The 23,851-nt window shown below is 29.2% G+C and carries 22 protein-coding genes and 1 riboswitch; of the genes, 4 read left to right on the top strand and 18 right to left on the bottom strand.

Annotated features, from left to right (window positions below):
• Positions 1 to 131 precede the first annotated feature (131 nt).
• The 12 genes from CLPA_RS12100 to CLPA_RS12155 all read right to left on the bottom strand — a co-directional run bounded on the left by CLPA_RS12100 (position 132) and on the right by CLPA_RS12155 (position 11,189).
• Positions 132 to 584, bottom strand: a complete 453-nt coding sequence (locus CLPA_RS12100; protein ID WP_003447524.1) for a hypothetical protein — start codon at positions 582 to 584, stop codon at positions 132 to 134.
• On the bottom strand, positions 581 to 1,189 hold the full coding sequence (locus CLPA_RS12105) for an ABC transporter ATP-binding protein (RefSeq protein ID WP_003447520.1): 609 nt from the start codon (positions 1,187 to 1,189) through the stop codon (positions 581 to 583). The genes CLPA_RS12100 and CLPA_RS12105 overlap by 4 nt, the downstream gene beginning before the upstream one ends.
• Complete coding sequence (locus tag CLPA_RS12110; protein WP_003447518.1) at positions 1,186 to 3,177, bottom strand: DUF1430 domain-containing protein; 1,992 nt, start codon at positions 3,175 to 3,177, stop codon at positions 1,186 to 1,188. Before CLPA_RS12110 ends, CLPA_RS12105 begins: the two co-directional genes overlap by 4 nt.
• Before the next feature lie 145 nt (positions 3,178 to 3,322).
• The gene (locus tag CLPA_RS12115; RefSeq protein WP_003447516.1) at positions 3,323 to 3,667 is read right to left on the bottom strand and encodes a mediterrocin family bacteriocin; all 345 of its coding nucleotides are present in this window, start codon (positions 3,665 to 3,667) and stop codon (positions 3,323 to 3,325) included.
• A gap of 281 nt (positions 3,668 to 3,948) precedes the next feature.
• The gene (locus CLPA_RS12120; RefSeq protein WP_003447514.1) at positions 3,949 to 4,626 is read right to left on the bottom strand and encodes a Con-6 family protein; all 678 of its coding nucleotides are present in this window, start codon (positions 4,624 to 4,626) and stop codon (positions 3,949 to 3,951) included.
• On the bottom strand, positions 4,610 to 5,992 hold the full coding sequence (locus tag CLPA_RS12125) for a sensor histidine kinase (protein WP_158380942.1): 1,383 nt from the start codon (positions 5,990 to 5,992) through the stop codon (positions 4,610 to 4,612). The genes CLPA_RS12120 and CLPA_RS12125 overlap by 17 nt, the downstream gene beginning before the upstream one ends.
• A 63-nt stretch (positions 5,993 to 6,055) precedes the next feature.
• Positions 6,056 to 6,706 carry a response regulator transcription factor gene (locus tag CLPA_RS12130; RefSeq protein ID WP_003447510.1) on the bottom strand — a complete coding sequence of 217 codons (651 nt, stop codon included), beginning with the start codon at positions 6,704 to 6,706 and terminating at the stop codon, positions 6,056 to 6,058.
• A 265-nt stretch (positions 6,707 to 6,971) separates the two neighbouring features.
• Positions 6,972 to 7,616 carry an ATP-binding cassette domain-containing protein gene (locus tag CLPA_RS12135; RefSeq protein ID WP_003447508.1) on the bottom strand — a complete coding sequence of 215 codons (645 nt, stop codon included), beginning with the start codon at positions 7,614 to 7,616 and terminating at the stop codon, positions 6,972 to 6,974.
• A 38-nt stretch (positions 7,617 to 7,654) separates the two neighbouring features.
• Positions 7,655 to 8,509, bottom strand: a complete 855-nt coding sequence (locus tag CLPA_RS12140) for a hypothetical protein (protein ID WP_003447507.1) — start codon at positions 8,507 to 8,509, stop codon at positions 7,655 to 7,657.
• Positions 8,502 to 9,284: a hypothetical protein gene (locus tag CLPA_RS12145; protein WP_003447506.1), complete on the bottom strand. Its 783-nt coding sequence runs from the start codon at positions 9,282 to 9,284 to the stop codon at positions 8,502 to 8,504. Before CLPA_RS12145 ends, CLPA_RS12140 begins: the two co-directional genes overlap by 8 nt.
• 10 nt (positions 9,285 to 9,294) lie before the next feature.
• A complete protein-coding gene (locus CLPA_RS12150) occupies positions 9,295 to 10,431 on the bottom strand; it encodes a hypothetical protein (RefSeq protein WP_003447505.1) in 1,137 nt (378 codons plus the stop codon).
• Between the two features lie 374 nt (positions 10,432 to 10,805).
• Entirely contained in the window at positions 10,806 to 11,189 is a 384-nt protein-coding gene (locus CLPA_RS12155) for a hypothetical protein (RefSeq protein ID WP_003447504.1), read from the bottom strand.
• Between the two features lie 331 nt (positions 11,190 to 11,520).
• On the opposite strand from CLPA_RS12155, the gene CLPA_RS12160 reads away from it, so the two are divergent.
• Both CLPA_RS12160 and CLPA_RS21210 read left to right on the top strand, forming a co-directional pair.
• The gene (locus tag CLPA_RS12160; RefSeq protein ID WP_003447503.1) at positions 11,521 to 12,090 is read left to right on the top strand and encodes an accessory gene regulator ArgB-like protein; all 570 of its coding nucleotides are present in this window, start codon (positions 11,521 to 11,523) and stop codon (positions 12,088 to 12,090) included.
• On the top strand, positions 12,087 to 12,227 hold the full coding sequence (locus CLPA_RS21210) for a hypothetical protein (RefSeq protein WP_155760379.1): 141 nt from the start codon (positions 12,087 to 12,089) through the stop codon (positions 12,225 to 12,227). The genes CLPA_RS12160 and CLPA_RS21210 overlap by 4 nt, the downstream gene beginning before the upstream one ends.
• Positions 12,228 to 12,402: 175 nt before the next feature.
• On the opposite strand, the gene CLPA_RS12165 is transcribed toward CLPA_RS21210, so the two are convergent.
• The 3 genes from CLPA_RS12165 to ytaF all read right to left on the bottom strand — a co-directional run bounded on the left by CLPA_RS12165 (position 12,403) and on the right by ytaF (position 15,336).
• Positions 12,403 to 13,671: a sensor histidine kinase gene (locus CLPA_RS12165; protein ID WP_003447502.1), complete on the bottom strand. Its 1,269-nt coding sequence runs from the start codon at positions 13,669 to 13,671 to the stop codon at positions 12,403 to 12,405.
• Between the two features lie 24 nt (positions 13,672 to 13,695).
• A complete protein-coding gene (locus tag CLPA_RS12170) occupies positions 13,696 to 14,430 on the bottom strand; it encodes a LytR/AlgR family response regulator transcription factor (RefSeq protein WP_003447501.1) in 735 nt (244 codons plus the stop codon).
• Positions 14,431 to 14,682: 252 nt separating this feature from the next.
• Positions 14,683 to 15,336, bottom strand: coding sequence for a sporulation membrane protein YtaF (gene ytaF / locus CLPA_RS12175; protein ID WP_003447500.1), 654 nt, complete (start codon positions 15,334 to 15,336; stop codon positions 14,683 to 14,685).
• A 310-nt stretch (positions 15,337 to 15,646) separates the two neighbouring features.
• On the opposite strand from ytaF, the gene CLPA_RS12180 reads away from it, so the two are divergent.
• Positions 15,647 to 16,042 (top strand): coiled-coil domain-containing protein, encoded by a 396-nt coding sequence (locus tag CLPA_RS12180; RefSeq protein ID WP_003447499.1) that lies wholly within the window; start codon positions 15,647 to 15,649, stop codon positions 16,040 to 16,042.
• Between the two features lie 326 nt (positions 16,043 to 16,368).
• Here CLPA_RS12180 and metH read toward each other — a convergent pair whose 3' ends face one another.
• Positions 16,369 to 20,016, bottom strand: coding sequence for a methionine synthase (gene metH / locus CLPA_RS12185; protein ID WP_003447497.1), 3,648 nt, complete (start codon positions 20,014 to 20,016; stop codon positions 16,369 to 16,371).
• Between the two features lie 145 nt (positions 20,017 to 20,161).
• A riboswitch (SAM riboswitch) is annotated at positions 20,162 to 20,269 on the bottom strand.
• 262 nt (positions 20,270 to 20,531) lie between these two features.
• Between metH and CLPA_RS12190 the strand changes: the two genes are divergently transcribed.
• Entirely contained in the window at positions 20,532 to 21,170 is a 639-nt protein-coding gene (locus CLPA_RS12190; RefSeq protein ID WP_003447494.1) for a histidine phosphatase family protein, read from the top strand.
• A gap of 150 nt (positions 21,171 to 21,320) precedes the next feature.
• Here CLPA_RS12190 and CLPA_RS12195 read toward each other — a convergent pair whose 3' ends face one another.
• Both CLPA_RS12195 and yfcE read right to left on the bottom strand, forming a co-directional pair.
• On the bottom strand, positions 21,321 to 23,009 hold the full coding sequence (locus tag CLPA_RS12195; RefSeq protein WP_003447492.1) for an NAD-dependent malic enzyme: 1,689 nt from the start codon (positions 23,007 to 23,009) through the stop codon (positions 21,321 to 21,323).
• A gap of 137 nt (positions 23,010 to 23,146) precedes the next feature.
• Complete coding sequence (yfcE, locus tag CLPA_RS12200; protein ID WP_003447490.1) at positions 23,147 to 23,698, bottom strand: phosphodiesterase; 552 nt, start codon at positions 23,696 to 23,698, stop codon at positions 23,147 to 23,149.
• Between the last annotated feature and the right edge of the window lie 153 nt (positions 23,699 to 23,851).

The raw sequence follows: 23,851 nt of genomic DNA on the forward strand, positions 1-23,851 counted from the left end.
CAGTTAACTCTTACAAAAAAATCACTGCATCAATTATAAACTAATTACTGCATTGATTAGTTTGTAGCTTTTTAATTTTTTATCTTACTTTTAATCTCTTGTATAAATTGATTCTTTTCCATAACATAGTATTATTTTAACTGCCACATCTCATCAGCCTTAGAAAATAGTTGTTCTAAACCAGCTTTATGCTCTTCAAATTTTTGTATAACATATGTATCAGTTGTGTCTATTGGTTTCATATTTTTATCCACATAGAGTTCATATGCTTCATTATCCTCTTGTATACTAAAACCATACTCATATCCACCTGATATCAATGGCCATATAATTAAAAGCTCACCTCTATTACTAGCTGATCTAGTTGATATTGCCAAATTCCCTGTATAATGTAAGTAATCTGGTTTTTTTACATGATAATTGTAACCATCTTTTAATAGAGAATGTACACCATCTCGATCTTTCGGTACAGCTTTTACAAATTTATTATATTTGATGGTTGTTATTAGAAACCAGCTAATATTTAGAGCTACAAATACTAATATGATAAATATAAAAATTCTTTTTCCAGTAATCTTCTTCATAAATTCACCACTTTATTTCCTTGTTTTTTTATATTCTCATCATGGGTAACAAGTATAATGGTTTTACCCTGTTTATTTAACTGTTTTAAAATATCAAGTACAGCTTCTGCATTCTTTTTATCAAGAGAACCTGTAGGCTCATCAGCCAATATAACATCACACTTTTTTAGCATCAATCTAGCCAAAGCTACTCTTTGCTGCTCTCCTCCTGATAATGTATATATCTTTTTATTTAATTTGTCTTCTAAACCTATAATACTCAAAGCATCTTCAATTGATAAATTTGTTTTGCAATCCTTACGAATTAATTTTAAGTTTTCTTTAACAGTCTTATTATCAACTAATGCAAAGTTTTGAAATAAAAAACCTATTTTTGTTCTGTAATAATTTAGATGATTCTTTTTATTTTTAATATCTATACCGTCAACTATTATTTTTCCATTATCAATTTTTTCAATTGCACCAATCATATTTAATAAAGTTGTTTTTCCACAACCACTTGGTCCAGAAAATATAATAAAATCCCCATTTTCTATTGTTAAATTAAAATCTGAAAATACTATTTTTTCATCAAATTTTTTATTTAAATTTTTTATTTCAATCATAAATTTCCTCCTTTCAGTATGTTTTGAATTTTAGAATTTTCAATTTTATGTATATAAAATGTAATAACAGATAGTTCTAATACTAAGATTCCTATTCCTCCAAAAGCTAAATAGTATACTTCTTCAGTTTTCAGTATTATAGCAACAATAACAGCCATTATTATACTTGATATTGTAGTTATAATTGTCAACATAATAATTTTCCTATTTTTTTCTAAAATACTATATCCTAAGACTTTCTTAATAGAAAGCTCAATGGCATTCACTTCATACTCTAGTTTTATAATTGAGTTAATAATAATAAATTCCAATAGTAAAACTAAAATACTAAATACTAAATTAATATACAAAGCCTTTTTAGCTATAATCCACATATTCTCATATTTTTCCAACGAATTATTTTTTTCAATAAACTGCTCTTCTAAATTATGGTCTACTATAAATTTGTTAAATTTATCAAATGCATCTTCTGATGATAGTTTATACATAACGTCTGCTAAATAATCTCCTTTTATTGAATCCTTATCACTACTCTGACTTCTAACTTGCTTACCTGACATGTTATTATAAAGAATAACAGGGTTTTTAACTAAATCACTTCCATATATATAATCCTCGTCTATTCCAACAATATCTATATTATTATGGTAATAAATCACACCATAATTGTAAACAAATTCAGTACCCTCTTTAGCTCGTATATCATTTTTTAGTAGATTAATAATGTCAGATTTATTTTTTGTTTTATCAGGTAATATAAAATAAAAATCTTTATCTAAATTAACATTGTTAATTTCATCTATCTTACTTGATAAATAAGCACGAGCATTTCTATTAGCTGAAATACCTTTTATACCTAAAAAATCCGAGATATTTTTTACTGAAGTTACGTGAAACTCTTCAAAGAATTCTCTATAAAATTCTGCATCTGCACTTGCAGATTTATCAAAAACCCTATTATCAATAATGCCATTACTGTTTTCAATTTGCTTATACACAAACTCAATATAGTAATAATCTGAGTGGGCATCAAAAAAAGATTTTTGTTTATAAAAACTATAAGATTGAGAAATTAAGGCTATATTACTAGATATTATAAAAATGGTAATAATAGTTGTCACTAATTTTAAAACATAATTAAGTGCTAACAAATTTTTAGAACTTCTGCTGTTAGAAAAAACTTCTTTTACATCATAAAAATATAAATTTAAATACAATAAACTGTTGATACCTAATAAAATAATAAATGCTATAATTGAAATTTTAAAATGAAACAATATGTAAGTATATCTTGATAAAATAGATAGTATTATTACAAAAGTTATTATGAATACTAGAGAATCTAAGAGAACATTTTCTAAGATAATCTTACTTATTCTTTCTCCCATAGAGATCCTAACAACATTTTCTTTTTTTTGCTTGATAGCATCATAGTAAGACAATAATAAAATAATACTAATGATAAGTAGCCATATAGCCATTGTATTATTTCTTGATTCCTTATCAGCATAGCCTTGTTTAGGATGATTGCCTGCATATTTATCAATTAAATCCATCTTAAATTTATTAACTTGTTCCTTACTGCCAATAACATAATAATCATGTTGACTTTTAATATTAGGTATACTCTGAATATTATTAAATTTAAAATTAGCATTCCCTAAAAAAAGACTTCTGTATTTTCTTCCAAATATATTTGAAATTTCGTTTATATGTTTTTCAGCTCCTGGGGTACAATAAATATCGTATTCAGTAAGAGAAATAGATGGATGAGACCTTATGAATGTAAATACCTGAACTCTATTTTTATTTGATGAATCAACTATATCAGCAATCATTTCTTCACTGGTTGTATTCCCTTGTAAATATAATGTAGTATTATTGTATTGAGTATAAAAATTATCTAAATAAAAAACATGGCTTTCCCCTATAATTAAAAAACCTATAAAAATAATGAAAAAACTGATAATAAACTTAATTTTTTTCAAAAAAAAACCCTCCGGATCTTTAATTATCATTATGGATAATGATTATAATAATATATTATTTTACCATTAATATCATATACGTGAATACTAATGGTAAAATTTTAAAAATTTAATACTTATCAATAAACATAGTGATATATTACTACTAATATATTATTCCATAATTTACTGCTGAACTTTTATGTGTAATCTCGATTTTCGCCCAGCTATTAGGACCTGCACTATCTCTACCAGATCCACCACCTCCATTTGAAACTGCTGCATCATGCTGGTAGTCATAATGAATTGCATGTACATAATCTTCATTTATCCAAGATGTGTTATATCCATATATATATTTATACCTAGAACTAGTTACAGAAGCTTCCCAATCATTATTAAAGCTATGTCCTGCACTAGTTACCATATCAGTAGTAGCTTTGGCATTTGTATATGGAACAAGTATTGCTAAAAGAGCTAAAACAGCAATTATTTTTTTTGATTTTTTCATATAAAATTTCCTCCATAAATTAATATTTTGCTAATTTAATATGACAAAATAACTGTACAATCAAATTTTTGGATTTCAAAATATTTTGTATAGATACGTACCTTACACATTTATTCTTACATAAAGTTCACTAAATTTAAACCTATTATGTACAAACTGTTAATTTTCAAGCATAAACTGCAATATATTTGTGATATCATTTCATGTTCTACTTAAGAGATATTGATAAATTATTAAGGGCTGTCATATGTTATTTCCACTGAGTATAGACTAATTTTATGTTAGTCTGTCCAATTACCTTTCATATTCAATAGATAAAGTTTATTTTCATACATTCCAAAAGATAAATACATTGGCTGATATCTAACTGATAATCTGGTTATCACTATATCATGTTCTCTCAACTGCAATGTATAATCATCCTCATAACCTAAGCTTTGAAGTATCTCCTTTGCTGCCTTAGAAGCCTCTTCTCTAACTGATTCGTTATTTAAAGCTGCACTGGATTTTGTATTAAAATCTAACATTTGAAAACCTAAAAGTTCACCACTTGGAGATATAAAATATTCACCACCAGTATAGTAAGTTTTTTCAGATGGATTTTTTGCTCTTAATTCTAATCTCCAAAAATCCTTATTTCTTTGAAGTATATTTACCTTATAATCCTGAAAATTGCTGCCAAAAAGTAGTTTTTCATATTTTTTTGCCATGTTTTCTGCATCTTTATCATTTTTTACTAATATAATACTTTTCACTTTAGTATCTTCTAATAAAGCTTGAATTTCAAAGCCGCTTATCTTATGGATTACACCTATATTCTTATTGTTAACACTCATCAACAGATAAGGTATTATTCTCCTGCTGAATATAACTGTCAGTATAACCACAAGAAACAGTGCTATTGTTATAAATAATGTATTATTACAGTAAATTATTTTCTTTTTATAATTCTGTTTCACCACCGCTTTTCCCCTTTTTAAAAATAATTGATACACAAGTACCTTTATTTTCCTCACTTTTAATATTCATAACAGCATGATGTAATACAACAATTTCATTACAAAGAGTTAAGCCAAGACCTGCACCATTGTGTTTACGAGTTCTAGATTTATCCACCATATAAAATGGTTCCATTATGTATGACAATTCCTTTTCGGGTATTCCAAAACCTTTATCTATAATTTCAATAATAATTTTATCATCCTGTTCTTTACCCGCAAGATAGATTTCATCTCCATATGTGCTTGCCTTTATAGAATTATCCAGTAGATTTATCAGTAGAGTTTTAAAAAGATCTCTTTCTATATTGAGAGAAATATCATCACAATGAATTTTAAGTTCAATATTCTTTTCCTTTAAACGTAATTTAAGAATGTCATGCACCTGTTCAAATATAATATCCAATGGTGTAGTTTTAAGTTCAAGGTCCCCACTTTTTAGGTGAAACATAGTCATAAGCTTATGGGCCATAGAAGAAAGTCTTTTCCCTTCACTGGATATATAATTAAGTCCTTCATCCATTTCATAGGGTTCCTGCTTTACTGTACGCATAAGATCGGCATAGGCTATAATAGATGTAAGTGGCGTTTTTAATTCATGAGTAAAGTTTTCCACAAATCTCTGTCTCTGTTCAGCTATACTTTTAAGTTTCTTCTCTCTATTATCTATTGTTTCTGCCATAAGGTTTATTTGCTCAGTCAAGTGATAAATTTCATCATTTCCAACCAAAGGTACTCTTCTGGAATAATCCCCTTCTGATATGTGCTTAGTAATAGTTTCAAGTTTTCTAAGAGGTTTAGTAAGTAAATATGAAATAATACCTAATATACCTGCAGCAAGAATACAAATTATAGAGCCAAACTCTATAAAATCATTTATTTTTTTATTTTGATAGTTATATTCTTCAGTAATATTATTTATGGTATAAAGATTAAAGGAATCATCTCCAACTTTAAAGCTATTCCCAGCAATAATCACTCTGTCCTTATCTAACTTATACATACCATAAGAAATATCTTTATCAAGCTTATTCATAGTATTTTCTATGTTATTTTTTATTGTATCACTGGTATTTGAAAAAATAATTTCATTATTGGAATTTGTTACTATAACCTGCCTTGAATTATCTCCTGTATGGGTAAGCTTTAATATAATATCTGATTGGTAAACCTTATATATATCTGGTGAGTCTGCCAGTTGATTTTTCCAATAAACAAGACTGGTATATAGAGACTGCTGAAAGGATTGATGAGCTAAAAGTGCAACGGAATTTTCTCTTTTTACCATATCACTATAATCTCTGCTAAGCCATAGTATGCCAATCACATTGAAAGATAAGAATAGCACAATATATCCGCTAAGAAAAATTTTTTGCCAAAATCTCATATTTTACTCCAATCTATAGCCTGTTTTAAAAATTGTTTTAATTTCATTTTTCCATCCTAATTTTTTTCTTATGCGCTGCACATGAGCATCTATAGTTCTTGTTTCTCCCATAAAATCATAACCCCATACCTTTTGCATGAGAACTTCTCTTGTCAAAGCAATATGCCTGTTCTTTATGAATAAAATCAACAATTCATATTCCTTAGGCAGCAATTCTATCTGTTTACCATTCTTTATAACTTCATGACTATCTAAATTAATTTCTACATCACCATAAACAATTTTATTTGTAAGTTTGTTATTTCTGTTTAGTACAGCTCTTATACGTGCCAATAATTCCTGATATTCAAAAGGTTTTGTAATATAATCATCTGCACCTAATCTAAAACCCTGAAGCTTATCTGTCAGTTCATCCTTAGCTGTTAAAAAGATTACAGAAATATTCTTAGGTTTAAGAATTTTTATCAAATCAAAACCATTTAGATAAGGAATCATAACATCCAATAATACTAAATCGAATTTATCTGTTTCAATTTTATGTAAAGCCTCTTGTCCATTATAAGCTGTTTCTGTATCATATCCGGCTACTTTTAAATATTTGCATATTACATTTGAAATAGGTATTTCATCTTCCACTACTAGAATATTGTTCATTGAATCACCTGCTTTTTTCATAGATATGTACAATATTATAGCATTTACTGTTACGTCAGACAGACTTTTTATTTAAATTTTACAAAATAAATACATCCTAGCTTTTTGGGTAACTTAAAAAGGGATGTTGAAAAAGCATCCCTTTCTCTTATAAACTGCTCTTCTAAATTGTATATTGATTACCAAAGTATACTACTATGAACATCTTTCACTATTTCCCGTTACCTATGATTCAAAAATATATAGAAATTTTGTTGCATATTTCTTATCTAAGGACAGTGAGTACCCCTGAATCCATTTCACTTACAGTATCGCAAAGCATTTCAATGTCTTCTGCACTGTGGCTGGCAAGTATAATGGTTTTCCCTTCATCCCGTAGTTTAATCAATAATTCACGCATATCCTTTACCCCATGTTTATCAATGCCGTTTAATGGTTCATCCAATAGTAAAATAGATGGATTCTCCATTATAGCCTGAGCCATACCTAATCTTTGACGCATCCCGAGAGAGTATTTCCCTACCCACTTTTTACTTTCAGGATCAAGTCCAACTCGCTTTATAACTGATTTAATATCTTTTTTATCAATAATATTATTAATAGAAGCAAGAAATTTCAGATTTTTATAACCATTATAATTTGGTAAAAACCCTGGAGTTTCTATAATTATCCCTACATCTTTAGGAACATCTGTATCCTTTCCAATCCTTTTGTCATTTACAATTATTTCGCCAGAAGTTATAGGTACAAAACCACATATACATTTTAAAAGCATTGTTTTACCAGAACCATTTCGTCCAATTAAACCATGTATCTTGTTTTTCTCAAAATTTATAGAAACATTTTTTAAAACCTGATTTTCTTTAAATGCTTTGCAAACATCATTAACACATACTGCCAAATTATTCATGCACGATTCCTCCTTTATTTTTATGTTCTTTCAAAATTTTAAACTGGCGGAAGCACTTCTATCTGCCGCTTACGTACTGATATAACTGAAATGACGCTTAGCACTATTATACCAATGATAAAGAATATGTAAGCATAAAGGTTTGTAGGCCTTGGTGACATTCCCGTTGGGTCAAGTATTGTTAACCGCGCCATGGAGGATGGTGAAAAATGATAGTAGTAATAAGGCAAGCTATTTGCAACTACGAAATCAAATAGCACAATAGAAGAACCAACTATGGCACCAATTGAACGCTTTAAATAAATATTTATTATAAACATCACAAGTCCAACCATAGTACCTGCACACCATTGTAGTAGAAAGCTTAGTAAAAGAGCTTCTATGGGAGTATATTGCAATTGTATATTATAACTTATTGGTAAAAGTATTCCATATTTTTGACCTGCATTTGTTTGAGCTAAAGTGCCAAGCACTTTTCCCCAACCATTACTTAAAAATAAGCTTGGAGATAATATTAATATACTTATAATCACAATAAATAAAAAATAAATAGCTGTACCCAACATTATATATAGAACCTGACCTGCACCCCAAGGTATACGTCCACTTCTTACCATAAGATAGGTCTGACATTCATCCATAAAGGGTGCATCACAGAAGAGGAAGACTATACCCAGCATCATTAGCATCTGTGTAAAATACCAGTTTGATATATATGGAAATAACCAAGGTGCAACTCTATAATTTACAATTTTAGAAAAACTTAATATAGGATTGACATAGTTCCATAGCATCAAAAAAAGTAATGCAGCTAAAATATAAATTCGAGGATTTGATGCCCATTTTCTAATGTTATTAATGGATATAAAAAAAGTTTTTTGTAAATTAGCCATTAGATAACCTCCTTTTTCCACTATTCACAAATAATAAACCAATACAAATTATAAGTATACTATACAACACTGTAGCATATACCAAACTAAAAAAAGTTCCCTTTATTATAAAGCTTCCTTCAGCTATTCTATTTAATCTTAACCATACAGGAAATTTGTAGGTGACTATATTGATCAAAGAGGATGCAATAAAAGGTGTGCACAATGCAACATATTTATTGGGAAGATAAGCGGATGCGCAAAGTCCTACAACAGACCAAAATGCACCTGTAAGGAAAGCAAGATATACATATACTGCAAAATACATAATATAATGCCCCTGCGAAAGGTAAATACCACCTAAAGTTTGAGTAGCAAAAGATTCAAAATTTGCTGCAGAGGTTGAAACAAGTTTTATCCATGGCATCAGGGATATAAAAAACAATATCATTCCTATGGCTATAGCACAGCCAGAGGATAATGCACAGCTAATAACCTTTGAGACACCATAATTTTTTATACCACTGCGTACTGCTATAAATTTTATATATTGACTATTCCAATCAGTACAAAAACTATTAGTGTATGGTAATACACATAATATTATTACCAAAGCACCTATACCACTTGCTTCAGAAGCATATTTGAAAAGATAAAGACCGTCTGACGCAATTTTCATTTCATTCCATGAAGCTGCATAGTAAAAAATACATACGGCAATTACAGATGCCCAAAAACCATAGGATATAAAAGCTCTCCGTATATCCATGAATATAGTGTGAATAATACGATTCATAAAAATCCTCCTAACGAATTTCCTTTCCATCTACTGCATTGATACGAACATTAGTATAAATTTGTGTCTCTTCTTTCCCTTTACTTTCTCTCTGATTAATATTAAAAAGCCATGTAGGTATTAATTCTATATTTCGATTTTCCCCTTTTGAATTAGTTACTACAGGTGAATACACTAAAGATATACCAGACACTACTATTTTATCTGATAATATCACGTCAGAATATTTTTTTTCAATACTGATAAGTGCCTGAGATATTGTAATTAAAGGTAAATTACTTTTTTTTACGGATTTCTCACGATATACTGTACCATTTATAAAAAAAGATTGTATACCATTTTTAGAAATAAGTATACTTACCTCACTACCTTCTGCCTGAATATCAGTATTTGTAACTGCATAACCAAATGGATCACAAGGAATACTTCTAATAGAGTTACGAAAAAATATATAATAGCTGTCATCTTCGTTGCTCCAGTTATCTTTCAGTCTTATCTTTCCCATATCTACAAAATCCTTAAAAGCTTTATCCTCCCTAAGAAGTCGCTCCTGCTCTTGCTTAATAGTTTTATTGTCTAATGCATAAACAGTAGGCGAACCATAAGGAATAATACTTAGCTCCATCAAAACTTTACGTGCCTCTTCAATTGCTTTTTCCTTTGTCATAAATGGAAGTTCTTGAGATTTAAATTTATTAAGATTACCACTTTGTAATGTGTTAACAATGGTATCAATATGTTTTGATAAAGGTGTATTAACTTTAAATGGAGCTTTAAAAGGAATATCAAGTATTCTTCCCCCAATAGAATATTGTGTACTATATGGAGATTTTTCTTTTTTTACTACACTAGAACCTAAAAATATATCACATAGCTTTTTTTCGTCAAATACAGCATCTTCAACTTGTAATATAGATGCATTATTTATATTTGGCTTGTCTACCACAGCATCTACCACTATATTATTTCCTAGTGATGCCTTATATTTTCCCGACTGATCTGCACTTAATTCTTTACCACTTACCTCTGTACTATTATTTTTTGTACTTTTATCCGTTTTTATAATTTCCTCAGTGGTACATGCTGAAAACGTGAGAATAAAAAAAATTGTTGTTAAACTTAATAAGGCCTTGTTTAATTTTAACATTAGCTTAATGAACCTCCCGCTTTGTAAATGAAATTTATAAGTAATTTATAATCACTTGTATTATGGTATCAATTTACTTTTATAAAGTTTTCATGGAAATGTTGTGAAATTGTAAAAATTATTTATTATATAGAAATTTATATATTTTTTGTACATTACTACAACCGTTAATATAACAATAAAAAAGGTACTATCGTTATCATCAATGTTTTCTTATAAATAAATTAAAATTCATAAGAATATAATAATTTTTTATGATTTATTCATTCTTACATAATTAAAAAATTAATAAAATCTTAAATAGGTTTAAGATTTTTATCATAAAAAATAAATGATCAAGCTGCTAGTAAGCTTGACCACTTATTTTATTGTTATTATGGTGTCCAACGACCAGCTACATGCACATAGTAAGGACTAGCTGAATCTTGTTGACCTTTAAGTCTATAATAATCACCAGCATATCCTGTTGATATATAATTCAATGTAAAACTTATATTTGCATTAGCCCACTTAGTTTCAGTTTTTATATTATCAGCAGAATCTCTTACACGAAACCATGTTTTATCACTGTTTATAAAATTGCTGCTCGTAATACTTACATAAGCTCGTTGTTCACTATCTGCCTTATGCACAAAGCTAGAATAACCAGATTGTCCTGGATTAAGTGTAAAATCAAATAGAGCTGTATCAGCAAAAGCTGGTACACTTATTGCTAATATTATAAGAGAAACAATACCTGACATAATTAATTTTTTCATGTTTACCCCTCCATCATAATAATTTTATACCTAATCTGTATTGTTTATTAACTAGCATAAAATATACAGTAAAAGGATCTGATTTAATAAAACAGTGTAACTTTATAGAAAAATATTTTTATGTACTGCTTATCTACAAATTTATTTTCACATAAAAATCACCAAATTTAAACCTATTATACACAAAACGTTAATTTCTAAACATAAACTGCAGTATATTTTTTAAAAATAACTGTTTATGTTCAAAAAATGACGTTTCATGCCTTGCTCATATACATTTGTTTAAATTTTTAGTATCTTAGAAGTCAAATGATACATAAAAGGTGATAAAATGATAAATAAATGTGCATTCAAGATAACTGAATATATAAAGTACAATAGTGATATAAGCAATTCTGATGATTTAGATAAAATAAATTATGTATTACAGGTTATTTTAGGCGAACTATTTAAGATAATCATCTTAATTTTAGTATTTTCTATTTTAGGAAGGTTACATTATTTCTTATTTTCTATGATTGTTTTAATTTCCACTAGGATTTTCATAGGTGGTTACCATTGTAAAACTACTCTGAGGTGTTTATTATCTTCAGCATTCTTTTTTATAATTACATCTTTGATAGTTTCTTCATTTTCTAATGTTAATGCATTAGTTTATTATGGAATTTCAATATTGAGTATACTGATAATCATTTTATATGCACCTTTTCCGAATTTTAAAAGGCCTGTTAAAACAGAAAAAAGAAGGTATAATTTAAAATTGATATCAGTTTTTTCTGTGTTGACTTGGATATGTATTTTGTTATTTAAAGTTGATAATCCAAGCTATTTAAATTGTGGATTCTCTACAATTTTATTAGAAGTTCTTCAAATTTTTCTACTGGGAGGTGAAAATAAATGATTAATAAAAAACTACATAAATCCATCTTAAATAAGGCAGGCTTTTGTTTAATTGCTGTAGCCAGCTTTATAACTGTGTCTAGTTCTTTATTCCTTCTAGGGGAACCTACCCCGCCTAAAAGTTTATATAATGATTAATTTTCTACATTATTTCCTTTCAGCCTAGGTATATACGATATTCTTATTTTAAATCTAGTGGAAGTCTTTTACTTTCACTAAATAGAATTTATCCTGTTACAGCGACACGTTCCTAGATAATTTATCTAAACTTAGTTGGAGTTCGAACTCCAACTAAGTAAGATTCATTGATGATTTAAATGATAATTTTAAAGACAGTGTAATCTTCATCAAAAAACATTTGAATGTCACCACCTTTTCCTTTCACTATTTTTTTCACATTGTACAGTCCATATCCTCTATTTTTACCTTCCTTAGTAGAAAACCCACTTTTAAATATACTATTAATCTGTTCTTCTTTTATGGGTATTCCATTATTTTTAACTTCTATTATACTTTTATTATTTTCAATTAATATGTTCAAAATAACTGTTTTAATATTATTTTTATATTCCTCTTGAATCTGTACCGCTTCAAAGGCATTATTTAAAAGATTGCCAAGTATATCTGATATTTCATAATCTCGCAACTTATTTTCTAAATACTTATCTTTTACATTGTATAAAAACTTTATTTTAAGTCTTTCTGCTTCACATTTCTTATTATATACTATAGCTTTTATTATTGTATTATTTATGTATAATATATCTTCTATATTTTTATTTGCAGAAATTGATGATTTAATATATTCTTTTAATTGACTTTTTAACAGTTTTTCATCCGTTACTTCAATCATTCCATTTATGGTATTTATATAATTTTTAAAATCATGCTGTTTTCTCTTAACTTCATCAATGGTAGCCTCTATAATGGAACTATATTCCTTTTGTACTTCTAACACCCTTTTTTCTTCTATAATTTTTGATATATATATAAACAAATATATCTGTACTAAAAAGATTATTACTAAACATACTATGTAAATCATCACATTATATAAAATAATATTTTTATTATATTCCCATATTATCTTGGATATTATTAAACACATTCCAATATTTATGGAAAAATAGTATATAACTTTAGAATCTATAATTTGTATACTTTTTTTTCTTTTATTGAATATTAAATAGTAACCCAATATAGCTATAATTAAAATAAGTATATTGATTGTAATATCACTCATAAATCTTTCTGAATACATTTCATTAATATATTGCTGTAGAAAAAATATACCTATTAATTGCAGTATAATAAGAACTGCACCTAATATTACAAATTCAAGAATTGTTTTAATTAATTTTTTACAGTACAAAAATTTAATTGCAAATATGGTAATCAAAAATCCAAAAACAGTATTAATATCCATCAAATCAATAAAGGTTACTGCTATTGAACTTATAAAAATTACAGATAGATTTTTTGACAGGTTACTTTCTTCTTTTAAGAAAAGTTTAGACCACAAAAATATAATTGTAATCAATTCAATAAAAATATTGCTAAAAGTTTTAATAAATTCAATCATTCTATCCCCCTTGGTTAATATAATTTATTTTCCTTTTAATTTTTCCAAAACACTATTTTTAAATTTATATCCCAAAAGAGCTTTTTTACTGGATTTTTCAAAGTAAAGCTCACTTAATCTGGAATCTATCTTTTCAATAAACTTTATATAATTAATATTTACTAAAAAAGATTTATAACTTTGAATTATATAATTACAGTTTATAAGCTTCAATATATTTTTTAAGGATACTTTCTTTAAGGTGTAACTGTCCCTTATAGTATTTACTATGCATGTCCTCATACTGCTTTCAATAAAGATTATTTCATCAATATAAAATTTCATGCTGACTCCGCTTTTTAAGTCAAGAAATACAGACTTTCTTTCCTTTTCCTGAACAGAATTATTTTTAGCATGAGCACTAAATTTTTTAATCATACTTATAATCTCATCTTTATCATAGGGCTTAACAATATAATCATAACAATGTGCCTGTTTAAAAGCCTGAGTTAAATATTCTACATGAGTAGTTAAAAAAACCATCCAACTGAATTCATATCTAGATATTTTTCTAAGGTCAAGAGCAAGCTCTAATCCTGAAGAATTTTTTAAAGAAATGTCTATAAAAAATAAATCTATATGTACATTATTTGAAATTTTTAATGCCTGATCTTTATCCTGAGCTTCATGTATATTAAATTCAGCATCTATCATGTATAGCATTTTCTTTAAATTTTCACATTGTTTAATATCATCTTCTGCCACTAGAATATTTTTCACTAGATATATCACCTGCCTGTAGTAATACTAATTTAATATTTTTAACAATAAAAATATCTATTTAACAATTTTTCTATATTTATATACTATCATAGCTTTTATTATATTTAAAATACACTTTTTGCCAATATATAATCAAAACAATTACATATTAACAATTTTTATTTATTATGGAACTCTATTTTATTGACAAAATCTAAGCCCAATTTAAATAAAATTCATAAATTAAGCCTAGACTTATTAAAAAATTCCTTAAAAAAATATTTCATAAATTCCGATAAGTATAAGTATAATGCCTGCTGCAGGTGCAGCCAATTTTCCAAGCCAGCGGTGTACATATTCGTGTCCCAGCTTTATACCTATCCAAATTGCAAATAGACTTACAAGAAATGCAACTATTGAAGTGATTACAGGATTGATCCCTGCCATGCCGGCTCCAATACCATTTGCCATATTATTTACTGCCAGGGCAATTCCCAGCACCAAACTCTCTTTAACACTAATATAACCAGAAAAATCCCAGTCAGCTAAAAATGGATTTTCTAAAACCTTTGGAATCCTGCCGAAAAAAGAGTAACTGCTGAGACCTGTCCCTGAGGTTTTTTCCTTTTCTTCTGCTGAAGACTTCTTCATATTGTTTTTTATTTCCCCTATACAGATCCAAACTCCTACTATTATTATAATTGCCGATCCCATATATCCAGCAATTTTAGGGTTTAAAATAGCTGATATTCCCTTACCTATATACATTGACATAAGAGTTCCAATACCTCCTATCAATGCTATAAGTATATTTGATAAAAAGGGTATAAGTATATTTCTTGTACCATAGGAAATCCCAACAGCTAAACTATCCGTATTACTAACTATTGCTATAAGTAATATTACTACAAACCATAAGCCCATAACCAGCTTCCACCCTTCATATTACTACCTATGAGTTAGTATATGACGCTAGTTATTTATTGGTTACCTATTACTATTTAGCAATAATGCTTTCTATAATTTACCAAAGTAAAATTGAAGCAAGTTCTTAATTCAGGTGGGGATTCTTTTACACCATCTGAATTTTAGAACTGCAAATACATGGTTTACTTGGCGTTGAGCCCCCACTTGAAAAAGGGGGAGACTTACTCCAAGTTAATCAGGTGAAAAATAATGCTTCAAAATTGCTTATTAATAATATATAATTAGAATATCGGAGGTGATTCGTAAATTGGATAAATATGAGCAGTTGTTACAAACATTAGTTACTGAAATCAGTGGAATTAAAAATGAACTTGGCGGCATTAAAAGTGAAATCAGTAACATTAAAGAGGATATATCCGACTTAAAATCAGGTCAGCAAAGACTTGAAGGAAATCAGCAAAGGCTTGAAGTAAATCAACAAAAACTTGAAGAAAATCAGCAAAAATTTCAAACTGACATGAACGAAGTTAAGTCAGATATAAAAGAACTAAAAGCTATCGTGTCCGACTTAGAACCTAAGAATGCTAATCGTCATTTAGAAATTGAACAGGACTTAACTGAAATAAAAAATAACTTAAAAAAATTAGAAGTTGTAACAGGTTTAAACTGTGTAGATATTACATATCTAAAATCTGTAAAATAGTAAGGAGGGAAATAATCCCTCCTTTTTATCCGTTCCTATATAGTACGCCTAAATATTGCTATCTTTACATTCATAATAATAAAGCTTAAAATAACCTTCATAGGCTTGCTATGTGAATTGTAGAGATATCCTCGAATAAATTATTAGAAAAACTTACCTTGGCGACTTTGAAATTCGTTAAGTGACTTTTACTGTTTAAACGAAGTGAGTTTAAAAGTCATAGAATTTCAAATTAAGCCAAGGTTAGCTTTTCTTAATGAAATGAAGGATATCCTAAATCACATAGCAAGCCTGCTTTTGAAGGTTATTTTAAAGCTTATTCTCATTTACTTATAAATCAATATTGTATTTAATACTCTTTCTATTTCTCTATATTCTTTATTATTTCTCTTTGCATAATCATCTACCTGATCCTTGCCTATCTTGTTTATATCAAAATATTTTGCCTCTTTATTTCCAAAATAAAGTCCACAGGTACTGGCTACAGGATTCATCATATAGCTGTCAGTTAAATTTATTCCCAATTCCCTTTCTGGGTCTAAAATATCAAAGAGCTTTGTCTTTTCTGCATGATCTCTTAAGGATGGATAACCAAAGGCTGGTCTTATTCCCATGTAATCGCCCTTCAGCACCTTTGAAATTTCTATATTTTCATGAGGAGAATATCCCCAATAGTTCTTTCTTACTTCCATGTGAAGATATTCAGAAAAAGCTTCTGCTAATCTGTCTGCAAGAATTTTTACCATGGCAGCTCCATATTCATCGCCTTTTTCTTTCAGTCTGTTTGCATATTCAGCTGCACCTATACCAGCCGTAGCAATAAATCCACCTATATAGTCCTTTATTCCACTTTCCTTAGGGGCTACATAATCAGAAAGACATCTATATACATTTTTCTTTGAAACCTCCTGCTGTCTTAGCATATTAAAGGTTTCAGCTTTATCACCACTATATAATTCAATATTATCTCCTACGGAGTTCGCAGGAAAAATTCCAAAAACAGCATTAGCAGTGAGTATATTTTCTCTTTCTAAAATGTCCAGCATATCATTAGCATCCTTGTAAAGTTTCTTTGCCTCTTCACCATATTTAGGATCTTCCATAATTTTAGGATATATCATTCCCATATCCCAGGCAATGAAGAAAAATGTCCAATCTATATACTTTCTAAGCTCCTTTATTGGAAAGTTGAGAAATTTTTTAATTCCAGTAAAGTTTGGAGTTTCCACAATATCCTTATTCCAGTCAAGTTTTAATGACTTTTCTCTTGCTTCTTCTATAGTTACAAGCTTTCTATCTATTTTAGAATAATTTTCTCTTATATTTTTATATTCTTGTTGTACTTCCTTTATATATGCTTCTCTCTTCTCTGGATCAACTAATTTTTTTGCCGCTTCCACTGCTTTTGAGGCATCTGTAGTATGAACTACTCCATTAGAATACTGTGTTTCAATTTTTAATGCTGTATGAGTTTTAGAGGTAGTTGCTCCACCTACCATTAAAGGTATTTTAAAGCCCTGCTGCTCCATTTCTTCAGCAACATTTGCCATCTCTTCTAAGGATGGAGTTATAAGCCCACTAAGTGCTATTATATCTGCCTTTTCCTTTTTTGCAGTTTCCAAAATAGTTTCTGCAGGTACCATTACTCCAAGGTCAACCACTTCAAAATTGTTACAGGAGAGAACTACTGATACTATATTTTTACCTATATCATGTACATCACCTTTAACCGTAGCAAAGACAACTTTTCCCGCACTGGTGCTGCCTCCCTCTTTCTTTTCCTCTTCAATATAAGGTAGTAAAAAACTCACTGCTTTTTTCATAACCCTAGCACTTTTAACTACCTGAGGAAGAAACATCTTTCCCTCTCCAAATAATTTACCTACAGTTTTCATTCCATCCATTAAAGGTCCTTCTATTACTTCCAATGCTCTATGGTGCTGAACTCTGCATTCTTCTACATCTTCATCAATATACTCAACTATCCCCTTTACAAGAGCATGAGTTAATCTTTCTTTGCAATCTTTATCTCTCCAGGAATGTTTATTGTCATTTTCTTTTCCCTCTGCAGCCTTATAATTTTCTGCAAATTCTACCAGTTCCTCTGCTGCATTTGGTGTTTTATTCAATACTACTGCTTCTACTTTTTCAAGAAGATCCTTATCAATTTCATCATATATTTGAATCATTCCAGGGTTTACAATTCCCATATCCATACCCGCTTTTATAGCATGATACAGGAATACTGAATGCATTGCTTCTCTTATAACATTGTTTCCCCTGAAAGAGAAGGATAAATTACTTACCCCTCCGCTCACCTTTGCATAAGGAAGATTTTCCTTTATCCACTTTGTAGTATTTATATAATCTACTGCATAATTATTATGTTCTTCTATTCCCGTAGCAATGGCCAAAATATTAGGATCAAAGATAACATTGCAAGGTAAAAATCCTACTTTATTTACTAGTATGTCATAGGCTCTTTTACATATGGAAATTCTTCTCTCATAAGTATCTGCCTGACCTTTTTCATCAAAGGCCATAACTACAGCTCCCGCTCCATATTTTTTAATCAATTGAGCCTGCCTTATAAATTCTTCTTCTCCTACCTTTAGACTTATGGAATTTACTATAGCTTTACCTTGAATTGCCTTAAGTCCAGCTTCAAGCACTTCAAACTTTGAAGAATCTATCATTATTGGTACTCTTGAGATTTCCGGTTCACTGGCAACAAGTTTTAAAAATGTGTCCATTTCCGTTTTAGCGTCTAAAAGAGCATCATCAAAATTTACATCTATAATCTGTGCTCCATTTTCCACTTGGTTTTTAGCTACCGTTAGTGCTTCTTCGTATTTCTTTTCCCTTATAAGTCTTGCAAATTTTGCAGAACCGGCTACATTTGTTCTCTCTCCCACATTTACAAAATTATTTGATTTATTTATCTTTAGAGCTTCAAGACCGCAAAAGACAGTTTCCATTTCAAGTTCTGGAATTCTTCTCGGCTGTACATCGCTGACGGCTTTACTTATGGCTTTAATATGGTCAGGTGTAGTTCCACAGCAGCCACCTACAATATTAATGTGCCCTTCCCTTGCAATTTCTTTTACAAATGCTGCAGTATCGTCAGGATGTTCATCATATTCTCCCATGGAATTAGGCAGACCTGCATTAGGATAAAAACTTATATATTTATTTTGAGTTTTTGACAACTGCCTTATAAAGGGAATAAGATCCTTTGCTCCAAAAGAACAATTGAGTCCTATAATGAGTACATCCTCATCTCTCATAGTCTCTGCAAAAGCTTCAAGAGTCTGCCCAGATAAAATTCTTCCGCTTTTATCTGCAATAGTTCCTGAAATCATTATAGGAAGTTTTATTCCCTTTTTTTCAAATGCATTTTTTGCAGCAAATATGGCAGTTCTTGCATTTAGAGCATCAAATATAGTTTCTATAATTATAAAATCCACACCACCATCTATAAGTCCTTCTATCTGATCTCCATAAGCCTTTGAAAGTTCATCAAAAGTTACATTTCTAAAGCCTGGATTTTCTACATCTGGTGAAAGGGAAGCCGTTCTATTTGTAGGTCCTACAGAGCCAGCTACAAAACGAGGTTTTTCAGGATCTTTGCTGTTAAAATCATCAGCTACTTCTCTTGCAAGCCTTGCTCCATTAAAATTTATCTCATATATTTTATCTTCCATACCATAATCACTTTGAGAGATGCTGGTTCCATTAAAAGTATTTGTTTCAACTACATCCGCACCAGCTTCAAAATATTGCCTATGTATTTCTTTTATTATCTCTGGTTTTGTAATGTTTAATATATCATTGTTTCCCTTCTGATTTATATTACACTGAAGGTTTCCTCTATAATCTTCTTCTTCCAGTCTAAAGCTTTGAATACAAGTACCCATTGCTCCATCAAGTATCACAATTTTTTTATCAAGTAAATCTTTAATACTGCACTTCATAAATAGCAAGCCCCCTAACCTGTAAATAACGTAAATTTAATATTATAAATAGACTAAACATCTTATATAGATTTTCCAAGTGTAAAATCAAAAATAAAAACTGCCTCTCCTAAGAAAAGCAGTAAATAACGCATACTCACTTCTTCTCTTATCTTTCAGAAAACCTCTGCTGGAATTAACACCGCCACATTTTCCATTAAATGCCGGTTGTCGGGTTTCATAGGGCCAGTCCCTCCACCTCTCTTGATAAGATTAAAAATTAAAATTATTAAATTTCTTTATTTCATATGATATATATTTTTCACATAACTGTCAATGGATTTTACAAAAATTATTAATAGAATTTTATTTAAATTTATTTTACTTAGCATTATCAGTATTATATTATGTATATATTTTTATAACTTCACTTTATATGTTAAACTTAAAATATAAAATTCTAAAGCTTGACAATTTAATTATATGATTTATGCTTATGATAATTAATAAAAACAAATAATACATGGAGGTTTTGAATGAGCACTTCAATAATGCTAATAAGACACGGAGAAACTGAATGGAATGCCTTAGGAAAATTTCAAGGAAGTAAAGATATAGATTTGTCAAAAGAGGGTATATTACAAGCAGAATTTTTAAAGAACAGATTTAAAAAAAATTTTGACTATATATATTGTAGTCCATTAAAGAGAGCTTTAAAAACTGCAAAAATCATATCAGAGGATATGAATCTTCACCCCATAATCTATCCACAATTACGTGAAATAGATTTTGGTGAATGGGAAGGTTTAACTGTAAAAGATATAAAAAATAATTACCCTGAACTATTTAAGCTCTGGCTGATAGATGATACTACAGGTCCTCTTTGCGGCGGAGATGGCAGCCTAAAGAAAGCCAGTATAAGAGCCACAGATGCCATTTTAGAAATCGTTAAAGAAAACAAGAATAAAAATATTGCAGTAGTTGCTCATGGAGGTATCATAAAGGCAGCTTTGATAGGTATCTTTAACTGGAATATGAGTATGTATCACAAAATTCGTCTAGGTAATACTTCTATAACCAGATTATACTTTGATGATAATATGAATCCTCTTATATTGTGTTTAAATGATACCAGTCATCTTCCTGATGATTATAATATAAAGTCATATGTTTAGTTAATACAAAGCAATATAGATTTATTGCCTCTAAGCCATAGTGGTGAGAAAAGACGAAACAAGAATCAAAGTATAAAGTTCAAAGAACAAATATAGAAAAGTTTCGTCTTTTCTTAAATTATTAAAATTTTATCATTAAACCTGAAAATATTAATCCTCCGGCAATACATCCTTATATTCCGGATACCAAGTTGCATCACTGACAGCTTTTTTTACATCTTTAATTTCAACAGTATTAATTTCTTCTTCTAAAGCTGCTTCTATGACTTTTACAGCTACAGCCTGTGAAACCTGATGGAGTTTTTCAACTTCTGGTAGAAGTGGAGCACCCTTTTCACTTAAATCCACAAATTCAGCTACAGCTTTTGATGATGCCTCAAGCAATCTTTCACTTATATATTTAGGTTTTGCTATCATAGCACCAAAACCAAGACCTGGGAATAATAGAGCATTATTTGCCTGACCTATTTTATAAGTAGTACCCTTATATTCTACAGGTTCAAAGGGACTGCCTGTAACTACAAGTCCTCTTCCTTCAGTCCATTCTATCAAGTCCTTTGGAACTGCCTCTGCAAGATTTGTTGGATTTGATATAGGCATTATAGCTGGTCTTTCCACTCCTTTAGCCATCTCCCTTATCACTTCTTCCTTGAAAGCACCAGATACTCCAGAGCATCCTATGAGCATAGTAGGTTTTACTATCTTAACCACATCAAGCAATTCCACATTTTTATCTTTGAATTCTAAAAATTCACTTCGCTTTCTTGCGTAGGGTTTTTGAAAATCTATTACTGTATTCATGTCTTCAATAAGAAGTCCATATCTATCAATACACCAAAATCTATTTCTAGCTTCCTCTTTTGATAATCCTTCTCTTTCCATAGCTGCAGAAATCTGATTTGCTATACCTATACCTGCTGTTCCTGCTCCAAATATCACTATCCTTTGTTCTTTCAAAGGAGTATCTGAGGCTTTACTCATAGACATAACTGCAGACACTATCATAGCACCAGTACCCTGAATATCATCATTAAAAGTTAGAATATTATCTTTATATTTTTCCAGAACTTTATGTGCATTTTCTCTTCCAAAATCTTCCCAGTGTATTAGAACCTTAGGGAATTTTTTTAATGCTGTTTTTACAAATTGGTCTATAAAATCATAGTATTTACTACCCTGTATCCTCTCATGAGGAGTTCCAAAATAAAATTCACTTTCAAGAAGTTCTTTATTATCTGTTCCTACATCTAAAACTACCGGCAGTACTTTAGATGGATCAACTCCTGCTGCTGCAGTATAAACAGCAAGCTTACCTATAGATATGTCTATTCCATTTACTCCCCAGTCACCAATCCCAAGAATACCTTGAGAATCCGTAATAACCATTACTTCAATATCATCCTCATTAAGACTTAAATTATCAAAAGCCTTATCCATATTTTCTCTATCATCTATAGATAAATAAAAACTATCCATTGGGCTCTTAAATTCTTCACAATATTTTTTTACTCCTGTACCTATAGTAGGAGTATATATTATAGGAAGCATCTCTTTTATATGAGAAGTAACTACCTTGTAAAAAAGTGTTCTGTTTATGTCATATAAATCCATTAAAAATAGATGCTTTGAAAAATTATCTGGTTTTACTTTAAACTGTTTATAGCATCTCTTTTCCTGTTTTTCTATAGTTTCAACCTGTATAGGCAATAATCCTTCCAATCCAAGTTTTTTTCTTTCCTCTTTTGAAAAAGCAGTTCCTTTATTTAAAAAAGGATTATTCAATAACTCTCTACCCTTTAATTTTGTATGTATTGTATTTTTTTTTGTTAAAATACTCATTGGTTCACCTCATTATTCCATTATGTGGATATTTTATAGTTTTTCTTAAGGTTTATAAAAATTAACATCCATTATTATAATACAATATTTTTATCATTTTTCATATTAAATTAATTCATAGATTTAAATTAATTTAATTATTTGTTGAAACTTATTTCTTTAATAGTATTACCCTCTAAATCCTTAACTTTAAAAATGTCATCGTCTAGAATTCCATAGGAATTAGGATTACCTTCTTTTGGCATGCTGATAGATCCCGGATTAATTACAAAAATATCATTTTGCTTTTCAGCTAAAGGTATATGAGTATGACCATATATTATAGCATCACCGCTATTTAAATAAGGTAATTTATCTCTATTATATACATGTCCGTGAGTTAAAAACAATCTTCTATTGTTATATAAAAATATAGAATAGGTATCCATTACAGGATACTCCAGTACCATTTGATCAACTTCACTATCGCAATTTCCACGTACAGCTATAATTTTATCTTTATATGTATTTAAAATCTGTGATACTTCTTTAGGATTATAATCCTTCGGCAGTGGATTTCTTGGTCCATGGTATAATTCATCCCCTAAAATTATTATATAATCAGCTTTTTCACTTTCATATATTTCTAAAATCTTTTTTAGATAGTATAGTGAGCCATGTATATCGGAAATAAAAAACAATTTATTCATTAAATATCACAACCTTTATATATTTTAATATTACCTGTATCATGAATAGCCACCGTAACATTTATTTTGAAAGTTTGAGATAACAGCTAAATGTCACTAGATATTTCATGTGTACTTATTATATATTACAACAATTTTCTAAAATATTCAGCT

Source organism: Clostridium pasteurianum DSM 525 = ATCC 6013, from assembly GCF_000807255.1.
In the GTDB taxonomy this organism is placed as follows: Bacteria; Bacillota; Clostridia; order Clostridiales; family Clostridiaceae; genus Clostridium_I; species Clostridium_I pasteurianum.

Coding starts and splice junctions, on each gene's coding strand:
- CLPA_RS12100 (WP_003447524.1), bottom strand. CDS start 584: ATGAAGAAGATTACTGGAAAAAGAATTTTTATATTTATCATATTAGTA.
- CLPA_RS12115 (WP_003447516.1), bottom strand. CDS start 3,667: ATGAAAAAATCAAAAAAAATAATTGCTGTTTTAGCTCTTTTAGCAATA.
- CLPA_RS12165 (WP_003447502.1), bottom strand. CDS start 13,671: ATGATTGAATTTATTAAAACTTTTAGCAATATTTTTATTGAATTGATT.
- metH (WP_003447497.1), bottom strand. CDS start 20,016: ATGAAGTGCAGTATTAAAGATTTACTTGATAAAAAAATTGTGATACTT.
- CLPA_RS12145 (WP_003447506.1), bottom strand. CDS start 9,284: ATGAATCGTATTATTCACACTATATTCATGGATATACGGAGAGCTTTT.
- yfcE (WP_003447490.1), bottom strand. CDS start 23,698: ATGAATAAATTGTTTTTTATTTCCGATATACATGGCTCACTATACTAT.
- CLPA_RS12140 (WP_003447507.1), bottom strand. CDS start 8,509: ATGGCTAATTTACAAAAAACTTTTTTTATATCCATTAATAACATTAGA.
- CLPA_RS12150 (WP_003447505.1), bottom strand. CDS start 10,431: ATGTTAAAATTAAACAAGGCCTTATTAAGTTTAACAACAATTTTTTTT.
- ytaF (WP_003447500.1), bottom strand. CDS start 15,336: ATGGGCTTATGGTTTGTAGTAATATTACTTATAGCAATAGTTAGTAAT.
- CLPA_RS12130 (WP_003447510.1), bottom strand. CDS start 6,706: ATGAACAATATTCTAGTAGTGGAAGATGAAATACCTATTTCAAATGTA.
- CLPA_RS12160 (WP_003447503.1), top strand. CDS start 11,521: ATGATAAATAAATGTGCATTCAAGATAACTGAATATATAAAGTACAAT.
- CLPA_RS12135 (WP_003447508.1), bottom strand. CDS start 7,616: ATGAATAATTTGGCAGTATGTGTTAATGATGTTTGCAAAGCATTTAAA.
- CLPA_RS21210 (WP_155760379.1), top strand. CDS start 12,087: ATGATTAATAAAAAACTACATAAATCCATCTTAAATAAGGCAGGCTTT.
- CLPA_RS12190 (WP_003447494.1), top strand. CDS start 20,532: ATGAGCACTTCAATAATGCTAATAAGACACGGAGAAACTGAATGGAAT.
- CLPA_RS12155 (WP_003447504.1), bottom strand. CDS start 11,189: ATGAAAAAATTAATTATGTCAGGTATTGTTTCTCTTATAATATTAGCA.
- CLPA_RS12195 (WP_003447492.1), bottom strand. CDS start 23,009: ATGAGTATTTTAACAAAAAAAAATACAATACATACAAAATTAAAGGGT.
- CLPA_RS12105 (WP_003447520.1), bottom strand. CDS start 1,189: ATGATTGAAATAAAAAATTTAAATAAAAAATTTGATGAAAAAATAGTA.